16 protein-coding genes are annotated in these 19,819 nt (G+C 68.6%); 4 read left to right on the forward strand and 12 right to left on the reverse strand.

The window, feature by feature from the left end; translation table 11 throughout:
* The first annotated feature begins 130 nt into the window (after positions 1 to 130).
* Positions 131 to 814, forward strand: a complete 684-nt coding sequence (locus tag Q0S71_RS18910) for a hypothetical protein (protein ID WP_295999336.1) — start codon at positions 131 to 133, stop codon at positions 812 to 814.
* Here Q0S71_RS18910 and Q0S71_RS27450 read toward each other — a convergent pair.
* From Q0S71_RS27450 to Q0S71_RS18920, 3 genes are all read right to left on the reverse strand, one after another.
* Positions 784 to 1,032 (reverse strand): hypothetical protein, encoded by a 249-nt coding sequence (locus Q0S71_RS27450; RefSeq protein WP_367185318.1) that lies wholly within the window; start codon positions 1,030 to 1,032, stop codon positions 784 to 786. The genes Q0S71_RS18910 and Q0S71_RS27450 overlap by 31 nt on opposite strands.
* A complete protein-coding gene (locus Q0S71_RS18915) occupies positions 962 to 1,519 on the reverse strand; it encodes a PRC-barrel domain-containing protein (protein ID WP_295999338.1) in 558 nt (185 codons plus the stop codon). The genes Q0S71_RS27450 and Q0S71_RS18915 overlap by 71 nt, the downstream gene beginning before the upstream one ends.
* Before the next feature lie 144 nt (positions 1,520 to 1,663).
* Positions 1,664 to 3,865, reverse strand: coding sequence for a DUF6600 domain-containing protein (locus tag Q0S71_RS18920; protein WP_295999341.1), 2,202 nt, complete (start codon positions 3,863 to 3,865; stop codon positions 1,664 to 1,666).
* A 192-nt stretch (positions 3,866 to 4,057) separates the two neighbouring features.
* On the opposite strand from Q0S71_RS18920, the gene Q0S71_RS18925 reads away from it, so the two are divergent.
* The 3 genes from Q0S71_RS18925 (at position 4,058) to Q0S71_RS18935 (ending at position 6,685) form a co-directional block, all read left to right on the forward strand.
* On the forward strand, positions 4,058 to 4,456 hold the full coding sequence (locus Q0S71_RS18925) for an OsmC family protein (RefSeq protein WP_295999343.1): 399 nt from the start codon (positions 4,058 to 4,060) through the stop codon (positions 4,454 to 4,456).
* 6 nt (positions 4,457 to 4,462) lie between these two features.
* On the forward strand, positions 4,463 to 5,344 hold the full coding sequence (locus Q0S71_RS18930; protein WP_295999345.1) for a pirin family protein: 882 nt from the start codon (positions 4,463 to 4,465) through the stop codon (positions 5,342 to 5,344).
* A gap of 366 nt (positions 5,345 to 5,710) precedes the next feature.
* Entirely contained in the window at positions 5,711 to 6,685 is a 975-nt protein-coding gene (locus Q0S71_RS18935; RefSeq protein ID WP_295999347.1) for a DUF535 family protein, read from the forward strand.
* A 164-nt stretch (positions 6,686 to 6,849) separates the two neighbouring features.
* Here the strand turns inward: Q0S71_RS18935 and Q0S71_RS18940 are convergent, their stop codons facing one another.
* The 9 genes from Q0S71_RS18940 to Q0S71_RS18980 form a co-directional block, all read right to left on the reverse strand.
* Entirely contained in the window at positions 6,850 to 8,973 is a 2,124-nt protein-coding gene (locus Q0S71_RS18940; RefSeq protein WP_295999349.1) for an AsmA family protein, read from the reverse strand.
* A gap of 187 nt (positions 8,974 to 9,160) precedes the next feature.
* Complete coding sequence (locus Q0S71_RS18945) at positions 9,161 to 10,060, reverse strand: flagellin (protein ID WP_295999351.1); 900 nt, start codon at positions 10,058 to 10,060, stop codon at positions 9,161 to 9,163.
* Positions 10,061 to 10,327: 267 nt separating this feature from the next.
* On the reverse strand, positions 10,328 to 11,878 hold the full coding sequence (locus tag Q0S71_RS18950) for an FHA domain-containing protein (RefSeq protein WP_295999353.1): 1,551 nt from the start codon (positions 11,876 to 11,878) through the stop codon (positions 10,328 to 10,330).
* 191 nt (positions 11,879 to 12,069) lie between these two features.
* Complete coding sequence (locus tag Q0S71_RS18955; protein ID WP_295999356.1) at positions 12,070 to 13,062, reverse strand: PP2C family serine/threonine-protein phosphatase; 993 nt, start codon at positions 13,060 to 13,062, stop codon at positions 12,070 to 12,072.
* A 98-nt stretch (positions 13,063 to 13,160) separates the two neighbouring features.
* Entirely contained in the window at positions 13,161 to 13,661 is a 501-nt protein-coding gene (locus Q0S71_RS18960) for an SH3 domain-containing protein (RefSeq protein WP_295999358.1), read from the reverse strand.
* Between the two features lie 27 nt (positions 13,662 to 13,688).
* Positions 13,689 to 15,404, reverse strand: a complete 1,716-nt coding sequence (locus tag Q0S71_RS18965; protein WP_295999361.1) for a hypothetical protein — start codon at positions 15,402 to 15,404, stop codon at positions 13,689 to 13,691.
* Positions 15,374 to 17,842, reverse strand: a complete 2,469-nt coding sequence (locus tag Q0S71_RS18970; protein ID WP_295999364.1) for an FtsW/RodA/SpoVE family cell cycle protein — start codon at positions 17,840 to 17,842, stop codon at positions 15,374 to 15,376. Before Q0S71_RS18970 ends, Q0S71_RS18965 begins: the two co-directional genes overlap by 31 nt.
* A complete protein-coding gene (locus tag Q0S71_RS18975; RefSeq protein ID WP_295999367.1) occupies positions 17,839 to 18,879 on the reverse strand; it encodes a serine/threonine-protein kinase in 1,041 nt (346 codons plus the stop codon). The genes Q0S71_RS18970 and Q0S71_RS18975 overlap by 4 nt, the downstream gene beginning before the upstream one ends.
* A 164-nt stretch (positions 18,880 to 19,043) precedes the next feature.
* Positions 19,044 to 19,796, reverse strand: a complete 753-nt coding sequence (locus Q0S71_RS18980) for a YceI family protein (RefSeq protein ID WP_295999369.1) — start codon at positions 19,794 to 19,796, stop codon at positions 19,044 to 19,046.
* Between the last annotated feature and the right edge of the window lie 23 nt (positions 19,797 to 19,819).

Here is a 19,819-nt window from a genome sequence, read left to right on the forward strand (position 1 = left end):
ATCTTCTATTTTGCCTTCTATTTCCTTCTGCTTTTTTCTGCTTTCTTTTATTTTGAACTTCGCCTGAATATGCAGGTCTAAATAGAGGAAAGCAGAACAAAATAGAAGGGGAAATAGAATGAAATCCACAGTGAGCCTGCAAGTCGACACCGACATCCTCCTCCAGCTGATCGAGCAATTGCGCCGTCTAGGCGGCGCGCAGGATGTCTCGGAAGCGATCACGGCCGCCATCGCATTCTGGCTGGACCAGGGGACCGAAGATCCGCCGGTCCGGCCTGTTGCCGAGCCCGCCTATCCGCGCGGTTACCAATGGAAATCGCTGTTTCTGCCGGAGGGCACGATTCTGCGCTCCTGGAGCTACGGCGAACACAACTACGCTTGCGTTGAAGGCGACCGCATCATCCACCAGGGCCGCGCCGTCTCGCCCAACCAGTTCGCGCAATCGTTCGCGCGCAGCACCCGCAACGCCTGGAGCGATTTATTTGTGCGCCGTCCCGGTGACAAACAATTCAAGCTGGCCCGCCATCTGCGCCGGGAATTGGCCGAACAAGAAACGAAGGCTGCGCAGGTAACCATCGCGGCGCCGCCATCGGATGGCGTCAGTGCGATGTTGGCGGCGCTCTTGACGCATGCCCGCGCTGTCGCCACGCCCACCACGCCCACCACGCCCGCCGTCGAGCCGTCCGCCGCCGAACCGCCGCCGGCCGTCGAGCCGCCACCCGCGCCATGCCGGGACAGCACACCCGCGCCCCGTTGGGATTTGCCCGAGCGCCGGCAATTCCGCTATCGGATTGAAGACGTCGCTTTTGATTGAGGCAGGCACCGAGTCGTCTGGCCCTCTGGATCAGTCTGACGTCTGATCCGGCCGTGCCCATGGTATGCCCGGGTTGTGGCTAATCCGAGAACAAAAAAAACCGCACCGGTCGGGGTGCGGCTCCGGCCATGCCGGGAAGGCGCTGAATTAATAGTTGCCGGGATCGATGCCGCGATCCGGCAAGTCGTCATCGAGATCGCGGTCGCGGCCGGCGACATTGCTCTGGCTCATGCTGCTGCCAGCGCCGCTTTGCAGGCTGCTGCTGCCCTGGCTCATCACGCTGCCGGTTGACGTCATCCTGCCCGGCATGTTTTGCTGGGTGCCGTAGAAGCCGTGGATCTGGGTGCCGAAATCGGCGCTGGCCATGTCGGGCCAGTTGTCCTTGTCGAATCCGGGGGCGGCTTTGAGCCGGTCTTTGGAGGTGTCGAGTATGAAGCGTTTGTTGCCGGTGTCGAGTTCCAGGCTTTGCCACGGCACGGCGAACAGCTTGTTGCCCATGCCGAGCACGCCACCGAAGGACAACACGGCATAAGCGATCTGGCCGCGCTGCATGTCGATCATGATTTCCTTGATGTCGCCCAGGCTTTCGTTTTGACGGTTGTAAACGTCTTCGCCGATCAGCGTGTCCGCGCCCATCAGGTGCGGCCCCGGCCCGTTGTTGGTGTCCCGGTAGATGCCTAAATTATCTCGATCCAAATAACTCATGATGGTCTCCGATCAGTGTTCAGGGGTGCCACTTCATGTCATGCGGCATGGATGCAGAATACTGTGTTTGACCGATTTGTGTACTTGCACGCGGGAATCGTGTGCGCCGCAGCGCCCGTGCCTGCCGGGCGCTGCGGCGCCGCGTCAGTGTTTTTCTTCCTCTTTGCGGTGCTCGTTGCCACCGCCTTCATGCGGGTGCGGCGGCTGCGGTTTCGCCTCTTGCTGCGGATGGTGTTCCGGCTGCGGTTTGGCTTGCGCCATCTGCTGCGGCGGCTCGCGGTGCTCAGCCTGTGCTTGCGGCTTCGGCGGCGGTGCGTGCTGCTCTTGCGCTTTGGCCTGTGCTGGATGCTGCTGTTCCTGCTGGTGTTGCTGCTCTTGCCGATGTTGCTGTTCCTGAGCGTGTTGTTGTTCGTGCAGTTGCTCGTGTGGTTGCGTCTGCACGTGTTGCTGCTCCTGCGCGCGTTGTTGCTCCTGAACGTGTTGCTGGGCTAGACGTTGCTGCTGTTGCTGCTGCTGCTGCTGTGGTTCCGGTTGCGGTGCTTGCTGTTGCGGCGTAATCCCCGGTGCGTGGTCCGCTTGCGGCGTGAAGGCGGCCACCGGATGCGGCGGCTGGTCGCGGTGCGCGCCGTTATCGTGATGGGCCGCTTGCGCCTGCTGCTGCATGCTTTGCTGGTCCAGCTGATGCGGCGGCGCCGCGACCGCCGGGCGCTGCTCGTGGGGCGGATGCTGCATGGCCGCAGTATTCGGCAGCGGCGCAACGGTGTTCGCCAGCGGCGCAGCGGCGGCGGGAGCGGGCGGATGCCCGGCCGGCGCATGGTCGGGCGCATGCGCCATGTGGAATGGCGGCGCCGCCTGCGCGGGAGCGCCATGCAGACGCGCCATCGCCTCGGCGTCGAGCGGCCGGCCGGCGCTGGCCGCCAGCGCCGGTTGACGACTGGCGAACGATGGCGGCGGCGCCGGCGGCGCGGTCTTGACGATGGCCGGCCGCGTCAGCAGCGCCTCGGCCGGGCGATGGCCCTGGCGCTGTTCGCCCAGGCTGTCGCGCTGCGGCGCGATGGCGGCGCCGGCCACGACCGGGGCGTGGGCCAGCATCTGCGACGACAGCGCCACGGCCGCGCGTCCTACCGGCTGGGCGTGGACGAAGGTGGCCGTCGGCACGGCCGTCACGGCGCCGCGCACGCCGCGGTTGACGTAGTTGATGTTGGTGACGTTGTTGTTATAGACGTTGGTGATCTCGGTCCGGTTGATGACGGTGTTGCTGGCATTGATATGGGTGAAGTAGTTCTGGCTGACGTGATAGGCGGGCCGGTACACTTCGCGCGGCGCCAGCGGGAACCAGGCCACGCCGTGGCTGCCCGGCCGTTCCGACAGCAGCAGCGCGGCGCCGCCGACAAATGCCACCAGCGCCGGCGCGTACACGGGCCGTTCGTGGATCGGCCCCGGCACCCAGCCCCAGCTGCCCTGGATATTGGTCCAGCGGCCGTAGTGGGTGACGGCGAAGCCCCACGGCTGGTCGTCGACCCAGGTCCAGCCCCACGGATCGACCCAAGCCCAGTGGCCGTCGTGATACGGCGCCCAGTTCGACGCCACGTGCGACGGCGTCCACACCGGGCCGTATTCGGGCACGGTGCGCCAGCTGCCGGCGTCGTCCAGGTCCTGGTAGCCGACGACGTCGGGCGAGACATAGCGCACCGCCTGCGAGTGGACCAGGCGGCGGTCGCGCGCGGTGGCCCAGCGGTCGAATTCGTCGGGCGCGCCGACCGTGGTGACGGTGTAATTGTGCAGGTCGGTGCCGCCGAAACGGTAGGACTGGCCGGCGTCGATCAGATAGGTGTTGCCTTCGCCGTAAGCCTGGCCCTGGCCTTCGCCGACGGTGACGGCCGTGGTGTTGCCGGCGGCGTCGACGTCGATGCGGTAGTGGCCGGGACGGCGTATCGTGAAGGCCAGGTTGGGCGTGTCGATTTCCATCACTTGGTCGGGATCGAGGTGGCCGACGCGCAGCACGACGCGGCCCTGCGACAGTTGCAGCTGGGTGGTGTTGTCGCTGACGTTGAGCAGCGTGAGCAGCGAGCCGCCATCCATGCGCACGGCGGCGCCGCCCACTTGCAGCTCGTCGCGCGCGCCGCTGTCGGCCCAGACCCGGTCGCCGGACGCGAGCGGCCGGTTGAGCGGCGCCTGCAGCCAGCTGTTGTCGCCGGCCGGCGAGAAGCTGACGGCGCCGTCGGCATAGGCCAGGCGCGCCACGCGGGTGGAGGGGTCGGCCAGCGCCGGGGCGCTCATCAGGCCGAGGGCGGCGGCCACGCAAAGGGCCGTCAGCGTGCGTTGGGGTAGGGCGGTAGGGGTCATGATGTCGCTCAGTGGTGCCGGCGGCGCCGGGCAGGAATCGGATGGGAGGAACCCTAACGCCTGGCGGCCGGCGCGACTGTGCGCCAGCGTACCGAGTGCGCGCCCCGGCCCCCATCTTGGGCATGTCAAACGGTGCCAAACGGTGTACATTGGCGGTTTCGTCACGCCGCGCACTCTATAAAAGGAACACCCATGACCGTCTCCGTCCTCCGCGACCGTTCGCTGCCGATGCGCCACATCGTCCACGTCCGCAACCACCTGATCTCGGCCGACAGTTCGGTGGAAGAGGGCGGCAGCGACGCCGGCCCCTCGCCGCACGACCTGTACGACGCGGCCATCAGCGCGTGCAAGGCGCTGACCGTGGTCTGGTACGCGCGCCACAAGGGCATCGCGCTGGAAAACGTCGACGTGACGCTGGAGCGCGACGCGGCCGACGAACGCAAGGGCGTCTACCGGCTGGCCGCCACGCTGCACCTGAGCGGCGACTTGAGCGAGGCGCAGCGCCAGGAACTGTTGTCGGTCGCCGTCAAATGCCCGATCCACAAACTGATGACGGCCGTGACGACCGAAATCACCACCGTACTGGGGTAAGCGACCATGACCATTTCCCATTTATTGAACGGCCACGAAAAGGATCTGGGCGGCGGCTTCATCGTGCGGCGCTACCTGCCGGCGGCGGTGCGGCAGGCGGTCGGGCCGTTCATCTTCTTCGACCATTTCGGCCCCATCGACGTGGCGCCCGACGCCAACCACGACGTGCGGCCGCACCCGCACATCGGCCTGGCGACGGTCACTTATCTGTTCGAGGGCGCGATGGACCACCGCGACAGCCTCGGCACGTTCCAGCGCATCGAGCCGGGCGCCATCAACTGGATGACGGCGGGGCGCGGCATCGTCCATTCCGAGCGCACGCCGAAGGACCTGGCCGGCCGGCCGCACCGCGCCCACGGCTTGCAGCTGTGGGCCGCGCTGCCGCGGGCGCACGAGGAAGACGCGCCGCATTTCGCCCACACGCCGGCCGCCGCCATTCCCGTGTACGCGGCCGACGGCGCGACGGTGCGGGTGCTGATCGGCTCGGCCTTCGGCCTGACGTCGCCGGTGGCCACCTACGACCAGACGCTGTACCTGGACGTGACGTTGACGGCGGGCGGGCGGATCGACCTGGCCGACCTGCCGGCCGAAGCGGCCATTTATGCCATCGGCGGCAAGCTGGCCATCGACGGCGCCGAAGTGCCGCCGCACACCATGGCGCTGCTGGACACGGCCGCGCCGGCGCGCGTGACGGCGCTGGAGGCGACGCAGTTCGTCGTCATCGGCGGCGCGGCGCTCGACGGCCACCGCTTCATCTCGTGGAATTTCGTTTCGTCGAGCAAGGAGCGCATCGTGCAGGCGTCGGAAGACTGGGAGGCGCAGCGCTTCGGCCAGGTTCCCGGCGAAACCGAGTGGATACCGCTGCCGGCCAAGCGTCCGCCGGCCTGAATCCGGGACGGCGCGGGCACCGCCCGCGCCGTCCACCCTGACAACGATTCCCTCCCGCAGCATCGCTGCGCCCACGGGCGCCGCCCTTCCCCTGTTCTTCCCCCTGATCGTCCGCTTCATCCTGCTCTAGTGCCGCCGCCATCGGCCGCGCGCGGCCTTGGCCATTGTCAAATTCCTTTGCTGATCGACAAGAAATACCGGTAGCTGAAACTTAATTCATGCAAGGAATTAAACCTTTCCAAACTGTAATGTTGCGTTTATTTTACGTCGCTACAATACGTTACAAAAGGTGATTCTTGTTAATTAGGTAATCTACCAATGGTATCAATATCGCATCTTTGTAATGATAAATCGATAAGGGTCTATATGATGGAAACGATAGCCGTAGGCGTGAAAGCGGGCGGAAGCGGGGGCGCGGCGCTGCGCCACTGGGTTGCGCGGGCCCGGCTGCTGGTGTGGAAACGCGCCGTGCCGCTGCTGCTGCATTTGCGCAGTCACCGGCGGCTGATGACAACGCTCAATCACCCCATCACCCGGCCGCTGCTGCACCGCTACCCCACCATCCGTTACAAGTATTTGCGCGAAAACTATCTGTTGCATTCGCTGTCGACGGCGCAGTCGCTGGAAGTGATGAACTATCACTATTCCGTGCTGGGCGCCTGCGTGTCGCCGAATTTCTTTCCGCAACTGCTGGGCCAGAGCCTGGTGCTGTGGCAAGAGGAGGTGAATGGCGCCACGTTCCGCGTGCGCCTGTCGTTTCCGCGCGACGCCAAGCTCCCGGATCGCCTGCACGATCATGAAGGCGATATCGCCATCATTTTCGAAAGCGACGCGGTGCCGCTGTCGGTGCTGTGCATGACCCTGGTGCCGGAAAAGATCGCGTTTCACTGCTGGGGCATCGCCGATGCGAGCCGGGCGCTGTTTGTCGGCCGCATCCAGGGCGTGCCGGGAAAATTCGATACGCTGCGGGCGGCCACCAAGGCGATGAAAGACATCATCCCCGCGCGGATACTGTTGTGCGCCGTCGAAGCCATCGGCCGCGCGCTGGGCGTCGACCGCATCGTCGGCGTGTCGACCACGCGGCAACTGTCGTACGGCAAGACGGCGGAGGTCGGCACCTTCTTCGACTACGACGACTTCTGGCGCCAGCTGGGCGGCGAGGAGCGCGCCGACGGCCTGTTTTTATTGCCGGCCTCGCTGGTCGAAAAAGCCATCGAGCAAGTGGCGCAAAAGCACCGTTCGCGCACGCTGGCCAAACGGCGCTACCGGAAATCGATAGAAGACGCCATCCACGCTAATTTCGCGCTCAAATTCATGGCCCAGCCGACTTCGGCCGTCTGACGTCACACCGTCGGTCCCGCGGCCACGGCTCCTTACCCAAAAAACGTAAGGCGGCCATTCCGCATCGTTGTTCCCACCTCGTCGTTCCCCTCATTGCTGCCCTCATTGCGCCCACCCCGCGCCGGATATGCACCGCCTGCGCGCCGCCGCCGGATTGCCCCGGCTTACCGGGCTTTCGTGCGGCCCTGGCCCAGCTGCGCGCGGGTGGTCGCGGTCGGGGCGGGCGCCTTGGGCGCGCTGCGGGTTTGTTCGGCCTGGGCGATGGCGGCGGCGCAATCGGTGTCGGGCACCCTGCCCAGATTGACCAGCGGCAGCGCGGCGGCCAGCGGCGTGACGGCCGCCGCCAGCGCGACGGCGGCGCCGGCCTTCAGCGCCAGCGGACCCTTGTAGGGGCCGACGTCGGGATGCTCGAACGTGCCCTTGGCGTACAGCGGCGTGCGCAGCGAGAAGATGCGCGCGCCCTTGGTTTGCGGCCGGATGTCGAGGTTGAGCTGTTCGCGCGCCAGGTCGACGTCGCCGTTGATGTCGACGACGGCGTTGTCGGTGTCGAGCACGAAGCGGCGCGTGTCGGCGCGGCCGTTGGTGACGGCGAAGTCGCTGACCATGCAGTTGAGCTTGATCTGCTGGTCGCCGAACAGCTTGACGAAGACGGCGTTGGCGACGTTGAGGCCGGCCGCTTCGAGGATGAAGTGGCTGACCGAACCGTTGCTGACGACGGCCCCCGCCTCGCCGTTCGCCGTCGCCAGCATGGCCGCGACCGAGTTGCCGTGGCCGCTCAGGGCGGCGTCGCCGTTGACCTCGCCGAAGCTGGCCTGCATCGATTGCAGCTTGGGGAACAGTTCGCGCACCTTGAGGTGGCGGGCCGCCACCTCAAGGTGCGCGGCGATGGCGGACTGGCGGCCGTCGAGCGCGATGTCGGACGCGATGGCGCCGCCGGCGAAGCCGAAGTTCAGCGGCGTCAGGCTGAGCACCTTGTTTTTCAGGTGGATGTCGGCCACCACGTTGTCGAGCGGGATGTCGTGGGTGCGCACCAAACGCTTGCCGGTGAACTTGACGTCGGCGTCGAGCGCGCCCCAGTGCGCCGTGTCGAAGGGCGCGACCGGCAGCGCCTTGCCGGCCGGCTGCGCGGGGCCGTGGTCGCGGGCGGGCTGGGCGTCGTCCGTGCCGGCGCCGATGGACGGGCCCAGGTCGGCCAGCCGCAGCTGTTGCGACGTGACGGCGCCGCGCAGCAGCGCGCGCGGCTGGCGCGGCAGGTATTCCAGCGTGCCGGCCAGGTCGCTGCCGCCGACGGTGCCGCTGAAGTCTTGATACGTCCAGTCCCAGCTTGCGCCGCCATGCTTGCCGATCAGGCGGCCGTGGATGGCGTAGGGCGGTGTTTCGGGCAGCAGCACGCCGGTCAGCGGATACAGCTCGGCCATGCTGGCGCCGGCCAGCGACAAACGCAGCGTCATGCCCTGGGGCGCGGTCGGCTCGGTCAGCGTGCCGGCGATGGCGATCCGGTTCTGGCCGATGCTGGCCTTGGCCTCGACCGGATAGACGGCGTCGGCATCGCGCAGCGCCAGCACGGCGCCGGCCTTGCCGCCGCCGCTGATGGGCGCCTTGCGGTAGCTGCCGCCCAGGGTGAACTGCATGCCGTAGGCGGGCGTCGCGGCGGTGGCCGGTGCGGCCGGAGTCGCAGGAGTTGGGGTTGTCGCGGTCGCGGTCGCGGTCGCGGCTGTGGCCGGCGCGGCCAGCGAGGTGGCCTTGGCCAGCAGGTCGAGGGCGATGCCGTCGTCGCGGTAGTGCACGCTGCCGTCGCTGAAGCTCAGGCGCTGCACATCGAACTGCCAGGTCGAGGGGCCGTTGTCCTTGAAGGTCCAGGTGTTGCTGCCGTCGGCGCGCCGTTGCAGCGCCAGCTGCGGCGCCGCCAGCGTCAAACCGGTCAGGACCACGTGGCGGTCGAACAGCGGCAGCGGCCGCACGGTGACGACGATGCGGCCCGCCTCGGCCAGGCGCGGGCCGACGGTGCTCCAGTCCGGATTGCCGATGCGGACCCGGTCTGCGCTGACCTGCAACTGCGGCACGAAGCGCCGCCAGCCGCTCGCGCCGCTGTGGTCGCGCACCAGGTGCAGGGCCAGGTCGCCGTCGATGGCGAATTCGCGGCCGGTGGCGGCGGAAACCTTGCGGTTGATATAGGGCCGCGCGTGGTTCCAGTCGAAAGTCAGCAGAAAGACCACGATCAGCAGCAGTAGCGCGAGCAGCGTCGCCAGCGTCCAGCTAACGAGCTTCAGTGGGGGCGGTGTGTTCATGGCTTCGCGGTGTGGTGACGGGATGAGCGCAGCTTAGCGCGCGCCGCCGCCGCCCGACCGTGCGTTACTGCACCGACGCCGGCAATGCGTCGACGCCCGGCGCGAGCCGGAGTAAACGTAAGAATAATAGTAAGGGGGAGGGCAAGCGCAGCGCGGCCGGCCGCGCCCGTCCGCGTCCGCCCGGGCGTCAGGTTTGCAGCAGCGAAATGACCAGCGAGGAGATGCTGTTGCTCTGCTTGAGCATCGTCGTGCCGGCCTGCAACAGCAACTGATTGGAGACCGAATTCGCGCTTTCGGCGGCGAAATCGGTGTCTTCCAGCCGGCCCGTGGCGATGATGGTGTTGGTGGCGATGTTGGACAGGTTGTTGTACGCGTGGTCGAGGCTGTTCGAGGCCGCGCCCAGCGCCGAGCGCACGGTGGAGACGGCGTCGATGGCGCTGGCGAGCGAGTCGATGAAAGTGCCGGCCGAGCCGCCCGTCATCTCGGTGCCGCCGGTGGAGGCGGCGCCGGTGCTGCCGTTGTATTCGGTGGCGGCGGCGCTGAAGGAGGAGTCGAGCGCCGTCAGTTGCGTGCCTAGCTTGACGGTGGTCGATTCGGCCGTGCTGGCGCCGATCTGGAAGGTGACGCCGCCGTTGGCGTCGGCCCCGGCCGTGCTGAACTTGCCGGTGCCGACGTTGAGCAATTTGGTGCCGCCGAAGGCGGTGTTGGCGACGATGTTGCTCAGCTCGCTGGTCAGGCTGTCGTATTCGGACTGGATGGCGGTGCGGTCGGTCGTCGTCGACGAGCCGTCGGCGGCCTGCGTGGCCAGGTCCTTCATGCGGCTGAGGATATTGGTCGTTTCCGACAGCGCGCCGTCGGCCGTCTGCATCAGCGAAATACTGTTCTGGGTGTTGCGCTGGGCCACGGCGATGCCGCTGGTCTGCGCCTTGAGGCGGGTGGCGATTTGCAAGCCGGCCGCGTCGTCCTGCGCCGAGTTGATGCGCAGGCCCGTGCTGAGCCGGGTTTGCGATACGGACAACGCCTTCTGCGTCGTCGAAATGGCGTTTTGGGCGGCCAGCGACGCGCTATTGGTATGGAGGCTAAGCATGGAAGAACTCCCCGCAGAGAAATTCGATGAGCAAGCAAAGGCGAACCATGCCCACTATACTACTGCGGCGGTGTACTTGGTAAAGCAGGGCGACCGGATCGCGCAAGAACTTAAATATTTCGCGAAATTTATTTCGACTGTGGCGGCGATGCCGCATCGCGGTCGACGAGCGCGCCGACGCGGCCCGGCGGTGGGTGTGCGGCCGGGTGTGGCGGGAACGGCGTGGACTTCGGTTTGGTCGGGCAACACCGGCTTAGGTTGGCCTCATCACGCCGTATGCAAATCCTGCGCCGCCACCGTGTTGTGCGCGTCCTGCGCGCCGGTGTGGATGATCCAGCTTTCCGGGTACGGCTCGCTGGCGAAGCGGTTGTGCCTGGCCACGCGGCTGAGTTTTTCCAGCGGCGTGGCCGGCGTCAGCGCCGTCTCCTTGCCGCTCAGCTGGTCGAGGTGCCAGAAGCCGCCGTCGTGGTGGATCAGCAGCGGCAGCGCCGCCGCGTTCGGCGCGGCCGCGAACGGCGGCATCGGATAGCCGGGATGGGTCTCCGGCGCCAGCAGGTAGTAGCACTCGGCCTGGGCGCCGCCGTCGATGCGGTGCAAAATCACGGCGTGCTTCATGATCGCCGTCACCGACAGCACGACGATGCCCTTGATGCTGGCGCTCAGCTCGATGCGCATGCCCAACCGCAGCGCCGTGGGCTTGTGCTTGCCGGGCCAGACGCCGTCGAGCAGGATGCCGTAGCGCGACACGTCTTCGATGTCGAAACCGTGGCCGTTGCGGCGGATCACGGCGTGGCGGCCGGACAGGCGGCGCGTCAGGCCGTCGCTGTCGGAGCCGTGCTCGCCGTAGTGCTTGAGCAGCACGTCCGCTTCCGGATCGACCAGCTCGAAGCGGCCGAACACGCATTCGTCGAGCGCGAACAAGCGGATCTGGCGCTGCGTGCCGGCGTCCGGCACGGCGTTGACGAGGCAGGCCGCCGTGCTGGGATGCGGGTGGACGGCGGCGGCGGCCGGCATGTCGATTTCGATCAAGTCCTCATCCCAGGCGATGGTCGGGAAGCCAAGGTCGATCTTGCCGGACGGCGTGCCCAGGTCGAGGTGGGCGATGCCGGCGTTGCGCGCCGTGACGGCGATGTCCATGCTCTCGCCGCCCTGCGCGGTGACGCGCGCGATCGAGGCGTCGTCGGCCATCACGCGCACATTCTTGTGGGTGCTCAGGAAGATGCGGTGGATGTCGCTCAGCGTCGCGTCCGGGCGCGGCACCAAAATCACGAAGGTGCAGACCCATTTGCGGGCGGCAGCGCCCGCGTGCTCGCTGAGCAGCTCGATGGCGATCTGGTACTGGCCGTGCTCCTGGCCGCGCGACGAGAATTCGACGAACGCGGGCCGCCAGTCGCCATTGGTGGAACGCACGAACTGCTGGCGCGACGCGCCGTTCGGTATCAGGTCGGACTGCAATTGCAGCGCCAGTTGCGGCGCGCAGGCGTCGGGCATGCCGCGCAATTCCATTTTCAGGGTCTGGCGGCCGCCGGCGGCGCGCGGGTCGAAGCCGCTGATGTGCAGCTGCGGCCGCGCCAGCGAACGGGGGATCGGACGCGCGTAGGCGGCGCTGGCGTGGATGTCGTGGGCGACGTTGGCGCCGGCGGCGGCCAGCGCGTCTGAGTCCGGCGCCGTGCCGTGGGCGTGGGCGCGCAGCGTGTGCAGCAGCTCGAAACTGGAGTTGGCGGGCGCCGCCGCGGCCGCCGCCGCAGTAGCGACCAGCGCCGACGCCGCCGCGTCAGGCTGGCCGTGGCCGCCTTCGCAGGCTTGCTGACCGGGCATGACCCAGTATGTGCAATGCGGGTGATCGGAGTTGCTGCATTTGTTCATGGCGTCGCGGACCTGTAATGTAAGCGAGAGTGTAGGCGCTTTTACTGGTCTTTGGCAATCGTACGTAGCCCTGTAGTCGATATATTCGGCGCCGCGCCACACTGTGGCGGCCTAAGTCATGAACAGCGCTGGAAACCCGCTCCTTACCGGTGATTTGGCAATGCCGTTTCGTCAATATTATCGTTTTGATCCGGCCGGCGGGATGGAAAACGGATCACGATGGCGGTCAGGTTATCGACATGCAAATCGGCCGGCGGATGGTCGCAAAACTCGCCGAACAGCGCCGCCAGCGTGGCCGCCGCGCGGCGCTCCGGCCGGCCCAGCAGCGCCGGCCAGCGCGCGATCCAGTTCTGCGGCCTCGGGCAGGCCCAGAAGCCGTCCGTCGCCAGCAGATAGACCGCGTCGTGCCGCACCGCCAGCGCGCGGCGGTCCGTCATCTGGCGCAGGAAGGGCGGCAGGTGGGCGGCGTCCAGCGTCAGCAGATCGTTGTCGAGCACTTGCGGATTGGCGAAGGCGTTGCCGAGGATGAAAGCCTGCGAAATCTGGGCCCGGTGCTCGCCATGCACCTGCTGCCACCATTCCTGGGCGCCGAGCAGGCCGTGCAGCGCGAACGACGTCGCCGGCACGTGGTCGATGGTCAGCGGCCGCACTTCAGCCGCCGTGATTTCGTAGAGCCGCGAATCGCCCACGTGGTACAGCAGCGGCGCCTGATCGGGCGCCAGCTCCAGCAGCGTCAGCGTGGTGCCGGGGCGGCGGAAATCGTCGTTGTCGCCGGGCTGGCGGAACTGCATTTGCAGGGTGCTGTGCAGCGCGTCGAGGCGGGCGCTGAGTTCTTCGATGGAGTCGCAGGCGGGGATGAGCAGCAGGCCGGCCGCCACCGCTTCGGCCGCCTCGCGTCCCTGGCCGTGGCCGCCCATGCCGTCGAGGACCGCCAGCCGGACGTGGCCGCGCGGCCAGCCGTCGAGCTGCACGCTGTGCTGGCGCTGGTCCCGCATGTAGACGGCGCGGCCGGCGGCGTCGATCAGCACGAAATTGTCCTGGTTTTCCGGCGCCTGCAAACGGCTGACGCTGGCGCGGCTGTCGGCCGCCACGTCCAGTCCCGCGCCGAACGCCAGCGTATCGCTCAATGATGTCATCGGTGTATTCGGCCCTGAAGCCCTGGTCGGGAATGGCCACAGCTTAGCCGAAATCGGGCCGCCGGCGTCGGCCGTTTGCGCCTGCGCACGCGGCGCGCTCATTCGCCGCTCCGGCGCAGCCACAGGCTGCTGACCCAGCCGACGCTGTCATGGCCGTCGACGCTGGCCTTGATCTGCCACCAGTCGCCGTCGCGCGCGCCGGTCGGGGTGACGGTGGCGCCGATCGGCACCACGGCGATGCGCGGCGCGTGCACGCCGGCCGAGGCGCGCAGGTTCAGATAGCAGTGGACCTGGAAGGGACGGCCGGCGATCAGCGCGTTCGCGCGCGGGCCGCCGGTGGCCGGCGGCTGCGGCGCTTCCGGCGGCGGCGGCAGGGAGACCGCGTAATCGGGCGCCGCGTCGGCCGCCTGCGCCGGCTTGATGTGCGCGAAGTACAAAATCGCGCTGCCGAAGCCCCACGCGCCGGCCACCAGTATCAGCAGCGCGCGCGCGTTGGGCCGCTTCCACCACGCGCGCGGTGTCAGGTAGGCCGCCAGGAACAGCGTCAGTATCAGGCCGGCCGCGAAGGCGCCGACGCCGTAGAATTTATCGAGCTGCATGCTGGCTCCCGGCCCGTTGATCCGCGTTCACGCGTCGAAGCGCAGCACGTAGTGGCCCGCCACCAGATGATGCCCGGCCGGCAGCAGATAGGGCGCGTCGGCGCCGGCTTCGCCGATGGCGGCGACGAATTCCATGCGCTCGTCGAGGTGGTACAGCGCCTGCGTCGCGGCCAGGCGGCCGATCTTGAAACCCTGCGGCGACGCCTCGAAACTAAAGGCTTTGCGCGACAGGCCGATGCGGTCGGCGCTGGCGGCGCCGGCATCGGCGGCGAGGTGGGCGCCGGGTTGCAGGAAGCGCGGCGAATCGAGCACGCGCAGCGCGGCCAGCATCGCCGAGCTGCGGCCGAAGGTGAAGCGCGCGCCGCTGGCGACGGCCACCGCCACCGGCTGCGCCAGGCACAGTGTGGCGCAGTAGCGTTCGGCCATCGCCGCCGGCACGGCCAGCAGCGCGATGGCGCGGGCGTCGACCGGCGCGAAGCTGGCCGGCGCCGTGATGCGCTGGCGGCCGGCGGCGGTGCTGGCGTACAGTTCATCGGCGGCGTTGACGGTGAAGCGGATGGCCTGGTCGGCGTCGCCGTCGGCGCACAGCGCCAGCGCGCTGTTGAACGGCAGTTCCAGCGCGGCGGCGCCGGTGTCGCGGTAGCGGCTCAGGCGCGGCAGCGCCAGCGCCACCAGGCTGACGCGCTGCTGCGAGATCGGCGCGTAGGTGGCGTCGCTTTCGCCGGCCTGATTGCTCGGCTGGTGGCTGATCGGGACCGCCGTCTGATCGATGGCGCCGTGCTGGCGCTGATGGCGCGTTTTGCCGCGCGGCTGATGCGGCCGATGGTCGGCGGCGGCCGCGCCGGAGCGGCTTTGCCACACGGCCGGCTTGGCGGCGGCCATCGCCGGAACCGTTGCGGCCAAGGTCGGCGCCATCGCCGGCATGGCGGGCATGGCCGCGCCGGCGACCGCCGGCTGCCGCGCCGACAGCGCGATCGGCGTGGCCGACCGCATCGCCTGCGGCGGCGGGCCGACGCGCGTCACCTTCAGCAGCAGGCGCGGGCTGCCGCCCAGTTCATCAATGCCGCCGCGGGTCGACTTGATGGTGTAGTAGCCGCCGCGCGCATCGTAGCGGCAGTCGAAGAATTCCTTGGGCCGCATCTGGACGATGGGCGGCGCGTCCGGGCCGTCGTTGATAATCAGGACCGCGCCTTCGGCGCCGAACGGCCAGGCCTGGGCCACGAAGCTGGCGTTGGCCGGGTCGCCGCCGACCAGCGCCAGGCGCTGGTTCGGATAGATGAGGCAGACCGGCTGCCAGATCGCGCTGTCGCGCGAAACGCTGACGTTGTAGAGGATTTTTTCGTCGGCCGCCGGCAGATAGACGGCGTGGCCGAACTTGACTTCGATCTGGCCCGGCGCCAGCGCCTCGGTGCCGACGACGTCGTAGCGCACCTGGTCGGCGCCGAGCAGGTCGCCGAAATCCTTTTGATGCAGCGCCGTCAGCGTCTGCGCCAGGTCGCGCGCCTTGGCGCCGCGCGTGAGGTGATAGTCGTCGTCGACCTCTTCCTGCGGCAGCATCAGCGTCACATGCGAGAAGCAGCGCGTGGCGGCGCGGCCCTTGTGCTCGCGCGGGCTGCGTTCGAGCAGGTCGCGCAGCAGCGGGCGGCGCGAAATCAGCGCCAGCCCCGGCGCCTGCCAGATCGCCTCGGCGTTGAAGACATCGGGAATCCGCCCTAGGACTTCGTGTTGGACGTAGATCGGCATGGTTCATTCTCCTCTAAAGATTGGGCGCTGATGGCACAAAAGGCTAGCAGGGGGCACAGGAAAAACAGCAGGTGGCTGCCGCCGGCCGACAAGAAACTCATCGGCTGGCCCATGATGGGGAAGATGGCGAGGTTGGTCCCCCACGACAGCAAGAAGTGGCCGAGCACGAAGGCGGCGCCGCCGCACAGCATGAAGTAGGCGAAGCGCCCGGAGCGGGCCTGGCGGAAGTCGCGCGCGGCCGCGCTGGCGCTGTAGGCGCGCGCCGCCAGCTGGGCGATGGCGGCCACGAACGCGGCCTGCACGGCCCACAGCAGCAGGGCGCCGACCAGGCCATGCCGGTTCAGGAAGAAGGCGGCGGCGAAATCGTCCTGCACCGCCGGGATGCGCATGGCGCCGCCGGCCGACAGCCCCAGGGTGCTGAAGCCGAGCAGGTGGTCGCTGCCCCACCAGCCGCCGTCGGTGATGGCGCGCGCGCCCAGCAGCAGCTGCTGGCCGGTGTGCGGATGTTCGGCCGGGTCCAGCCAGACCAGGAAACGGTCGGCATAGAAGCCCCATTTAATCAGGTCGTCGGTGCCGACGCAGCGCATGTAGACCACGCCGGCCACCGCCGCCAGCACCAGCGCGGCCAGGCTGGCGGCCAGCACCCGGTTGCGCGCCGCGATGGCGTAGGCGAAGGCCATCGCCGTGCTCCACACCAGCAGCAAAATGAGCGGCGAAAAATCGTCGACCTGCACCAGCGCGAGGCCCAGCAGCGCGAGGAACAGCAGCGCCGGCGCGATCAGCCGCAGCCAGCGCGCGCCCATGCCGGCCGCTCCGGTCTGCGGCGCGTGCCAGCTGAATCGCAGCGCCAGCGCGTGCGCCGTCAGCGCCGTCAGCGCCAGCTTGGCCAGTTCCACCGGCTGCAAATCGAAGACGCCGGTTTCATCGCCCCACAATACCTCGGCCGCCATCGCGCCCAGCGCCACCGCCGCGAACAGCGCCAGCAGCCATTCGATGCCGCGCTGGCCGAGGTGGGCGCGGTAGCGCCGCGCCCACAGCCGCCAGCAGCCGCCGGCGCCGACGCCGAGCGCCAGCAGCGCCGCGCTTTTCTGGAAGTAGTTGAGCCACGACGATTCGTTCACGCCCAGTCCCAGTTCCAGTTGCAGCAGCAGGCCGGTGGCCAGCAGCACGACGGCGGCGGCGGCGATCGGCGACCAGCGTCCCGGCAGCAGCAGCCACAGATACGCGGCGCCGGCGGCCAGCGCCATCGAGCAGGCGGCGCTGGGCGGATGGCCGGCCCGTTGCAGCATCAGCGCGGCGAGGCCGGCGCCCAGCATCAGCGTCGACGACGCCAGCGCGGCGCTCGCCTGCCAGCGCGGGCCGCTCGCCGTGGAGCTCAATATCAGCAGCATGGCCACGGCCAGCGCGGGCCAGATCGCGCCGCCGTGCGCGCCGCTCCACAGCGCGCGCTGCTGCCATTGCCAGCCGATTTGCGGCGGCAGCTTCTGTTGCGCCACGTTGAACAAGGCCAGGTGGCGGCTGGGCGCCAGCGTCAGATGGCCGCCCTGGTCGTCGAGCTGGAAGCGGGTGTGGCCGACGATGATCGCGCTCACGCCGGCCAGCGGCAGCTCTTGCTGGCGCAGGTCCACGGAGCTGGCGTTGGAACCTGCGCCGGTTTGCAGCGTCAGCGCGGCGCGGTCGCCATCGGGACTGCCGGCCGACAGCCGCAGCGCGCCGTCGTTGCGCGCCAGGTAGGCCGAACCGGGCGTGACGCCTTCGAGGCCGAGCCGGTTGTCGCAATACACGTTGCCGCCGAAGGACAGCGCGTGCGGCACCGTCAGCGCGCGCGGCACGGCGCGGTTCCACAGCGCCAGCGCGCGCGCCGACAGGTGGGCGTCGGCGCAGCCACCTTGGGCGTGGCCGTCGCGGTACAGGGTCGCGCCGTCGTAGCGCCAGTGCCGGCCCTGTTGCGTGAAGCTGATTTCATACGCGCTCGATGATTCGATATCGAACGATTTGTTCTCGACCAAAAAACGCTGCCCAGCCGCCAGCGTGACGCTGCCCATGCGCTGCTCGCCGGCCGCATATTGCAGCACCACCTGCTTGGCAGCGCTCAGGTTGCGCAACATCCAGGCGCCGTCCGCGTCGCGGCGCAGGGCCAGGTGGGCCTTGTCGGCCTGCGGCGCGGCCAGTTCGCGCTGGCCGAGCACCAGCGTCTCGCCGGCCTTCAGCTGTATCGTTATCAGCGACGGGAACCACGCGGCCGGCGCGCGCCACAAGGTCCATGCCTGCAAGGCGCACAGCAGCGCGAGCACGATGGCGGTGATGGTCGGCGCGGAATAGCGCCGCGCCGCACCGTACACCGACCGCAAAATATCGTACAGCGCGGAAGTGGGCGCGCTGTGCGGGGCGCGGAATGCGTAGCGGGGCGGCAGGCGGAAGGCGAGGTTCATCATCATCGTCCCCGGAGTTGATTCCAGCCGTTGCCGGCGGTCGGGCGGCCGATGCCGCGCACCAGTTCCGGCAGGCTGCCGTGGCGGCGGTCGAGCGCATCGCAGGCGCTGGCGAGCATGCGGCTGATCTGGATCGCGTGGCAGGGCCGGCGCGCCGGGTCGGTGTCGAGCAGGGCGCGCAGCAGCGCAAGCGCGGCGTCGCAGGCTTGCGGGTCGGTGGCGGCGATGCGCTCGACGAAGCGCGCCTCCTCATCGGCGTGCAGCGAGGCCGGGATGGCGCCGTTGTTGGCCTGCCTCAGGATGGCGGCGCCGCCGGTGTGGTGCTCGCGGTAGGCCGCGCCGCAGTCGTTGCAAAAGCGCAGCGGCTGGCCGCCGGTGACGAGGAAGTAAAAGATGGCGCCGAGCGAAAAATAATCGCTGCGCGCGCCGGTCTGGTAACCGTCGGCGGCGCCGAAGAATTGTTCCGGCGCCTGCCAGTTGGCGGTGCCGGCGTAGGAATGCGCGTGGACCTCGCCGAGCAGCCGGTTGGTGCCGAAATCGGCCAGCTTGACGGTGTTGAGCTGGGCGTCGAACAGCAGGTTGGCCGGTTTCAGGTCCAGATAGCGCCAGCCGTACTGGTGTACCTTGGCCAGCGCCTGATTGATTTGCCCTATCCAGTCGAGGATGTGGGGGAAGGGGAGCCGGTCGCCGCGCGCCCCGACGGCGGCGACGTGCTTGCCCAGGTCCGTCGCCATCAGCTCCAGCGCCAGCACCGGCAGGCCGTCGTGCCAGCCGCTGTCGAGCAGGCGCACGATGTGGCGCTCGTCCCACGGTTCCAGCGATTGCAGAAACGCGATTTCGTTGGCGGCGCTGGCGATCCAGCGTTCGCGCTGCGGCGGCAGGGCGCGCGCCATCTGCTCCTGGTTGATGAGCTTGAGCGCGACGTCGCGCGTGTTGCGCGGCCCGCTGGCGCGCCATACGACGCCGTAGGCCGAGCCGGCGATCTGCTCGCGCAGGCGGTAGTGGCCCAGTTCCAAAGTGATGATAGTGTCGGCTGCTGTCATGATTTCCCCGTCGGCGCATGTGTCATGCCGGTGTAGCGGGGGGAGCGGCGAAAAGCGCGCGTTTGTCATCATGGCGTCATGCGGCGCGGGCACACTGGCCGCATTCCTTCAGATCTCTCCCGATTTGAGAACGTTCGCCCGCGGCCGCAATGCCGCGGGTTTTTTTATTCCGCCGCGACGAGGCGGAAGCGCAGCTCCATCTGGTCTTGCACCGCCAGCGCGCCGCCCATCACGGCGAATGGCACCAGTGCGAAATCGGTCTGCTTCAGATTGACGCTGCCGCTGACCGTCAGCGCGCCGTCGCGCCGCTCCATCCGCACCGCCATCGTCTGCGTGCGCGTGACGCCGTGCAGCGTGATCGACACCGTCAGCGCGCCATCGCCGCCGCCTTCGGCATGGACCTTCACCAGCGGATAGTGCTCGGCGTCGAGCACGCGCGTGAGCATATTGGTGCGGGTGCCGTCGACGGCGTCGGCCGAGGGCTGGGTGTCGAAGCCGGCCTCGGTGCGCAGCGCCGCTTCGTCGACCGTCATCTGATCGAGCCGGAACTGGAAGTCGGCGCGCTGGCGCTGCGGCGCCACCCGGCCCTCGATGGCGCGCGCGGCCACCACGTGGTCGTGGCCGAAGCGCGCCAGCGTGCCGCCGCGCCGCACGTTGATGGCGATCAGCGAGCGTTGCGGATCGATGCGCAGCACCTGCTGGCCCTGGGCGCGCGCCTGCCGGTAATCGCTGTCGTCGAAGGCCGTCGCCGCCACCGCCGCTGCCGATGCCGCCGCCGATGTTGATGGCGAAGCGGTGCCGGCCGGCGGCGGCGAAGCGCAGCCGGCCAGCGCGATCAGCATCATGAGCAGCGCGGCACATGGCGCCAGCGGCGGGGCGGCGACGCGCACACGGGTGGCGCGGCGAGAAGGTGTCACGGTCGATGTCATCGATGATCCAG

The sequence above is a fragment of the Rugamonas sp. genome, from assembly GCF_025354735.1.
GTDB lineage: Bacteria > Pseudomonadota > Gammaproteobacteria > Burkholderiales > Burkholderiaceae_D > Rugamonas.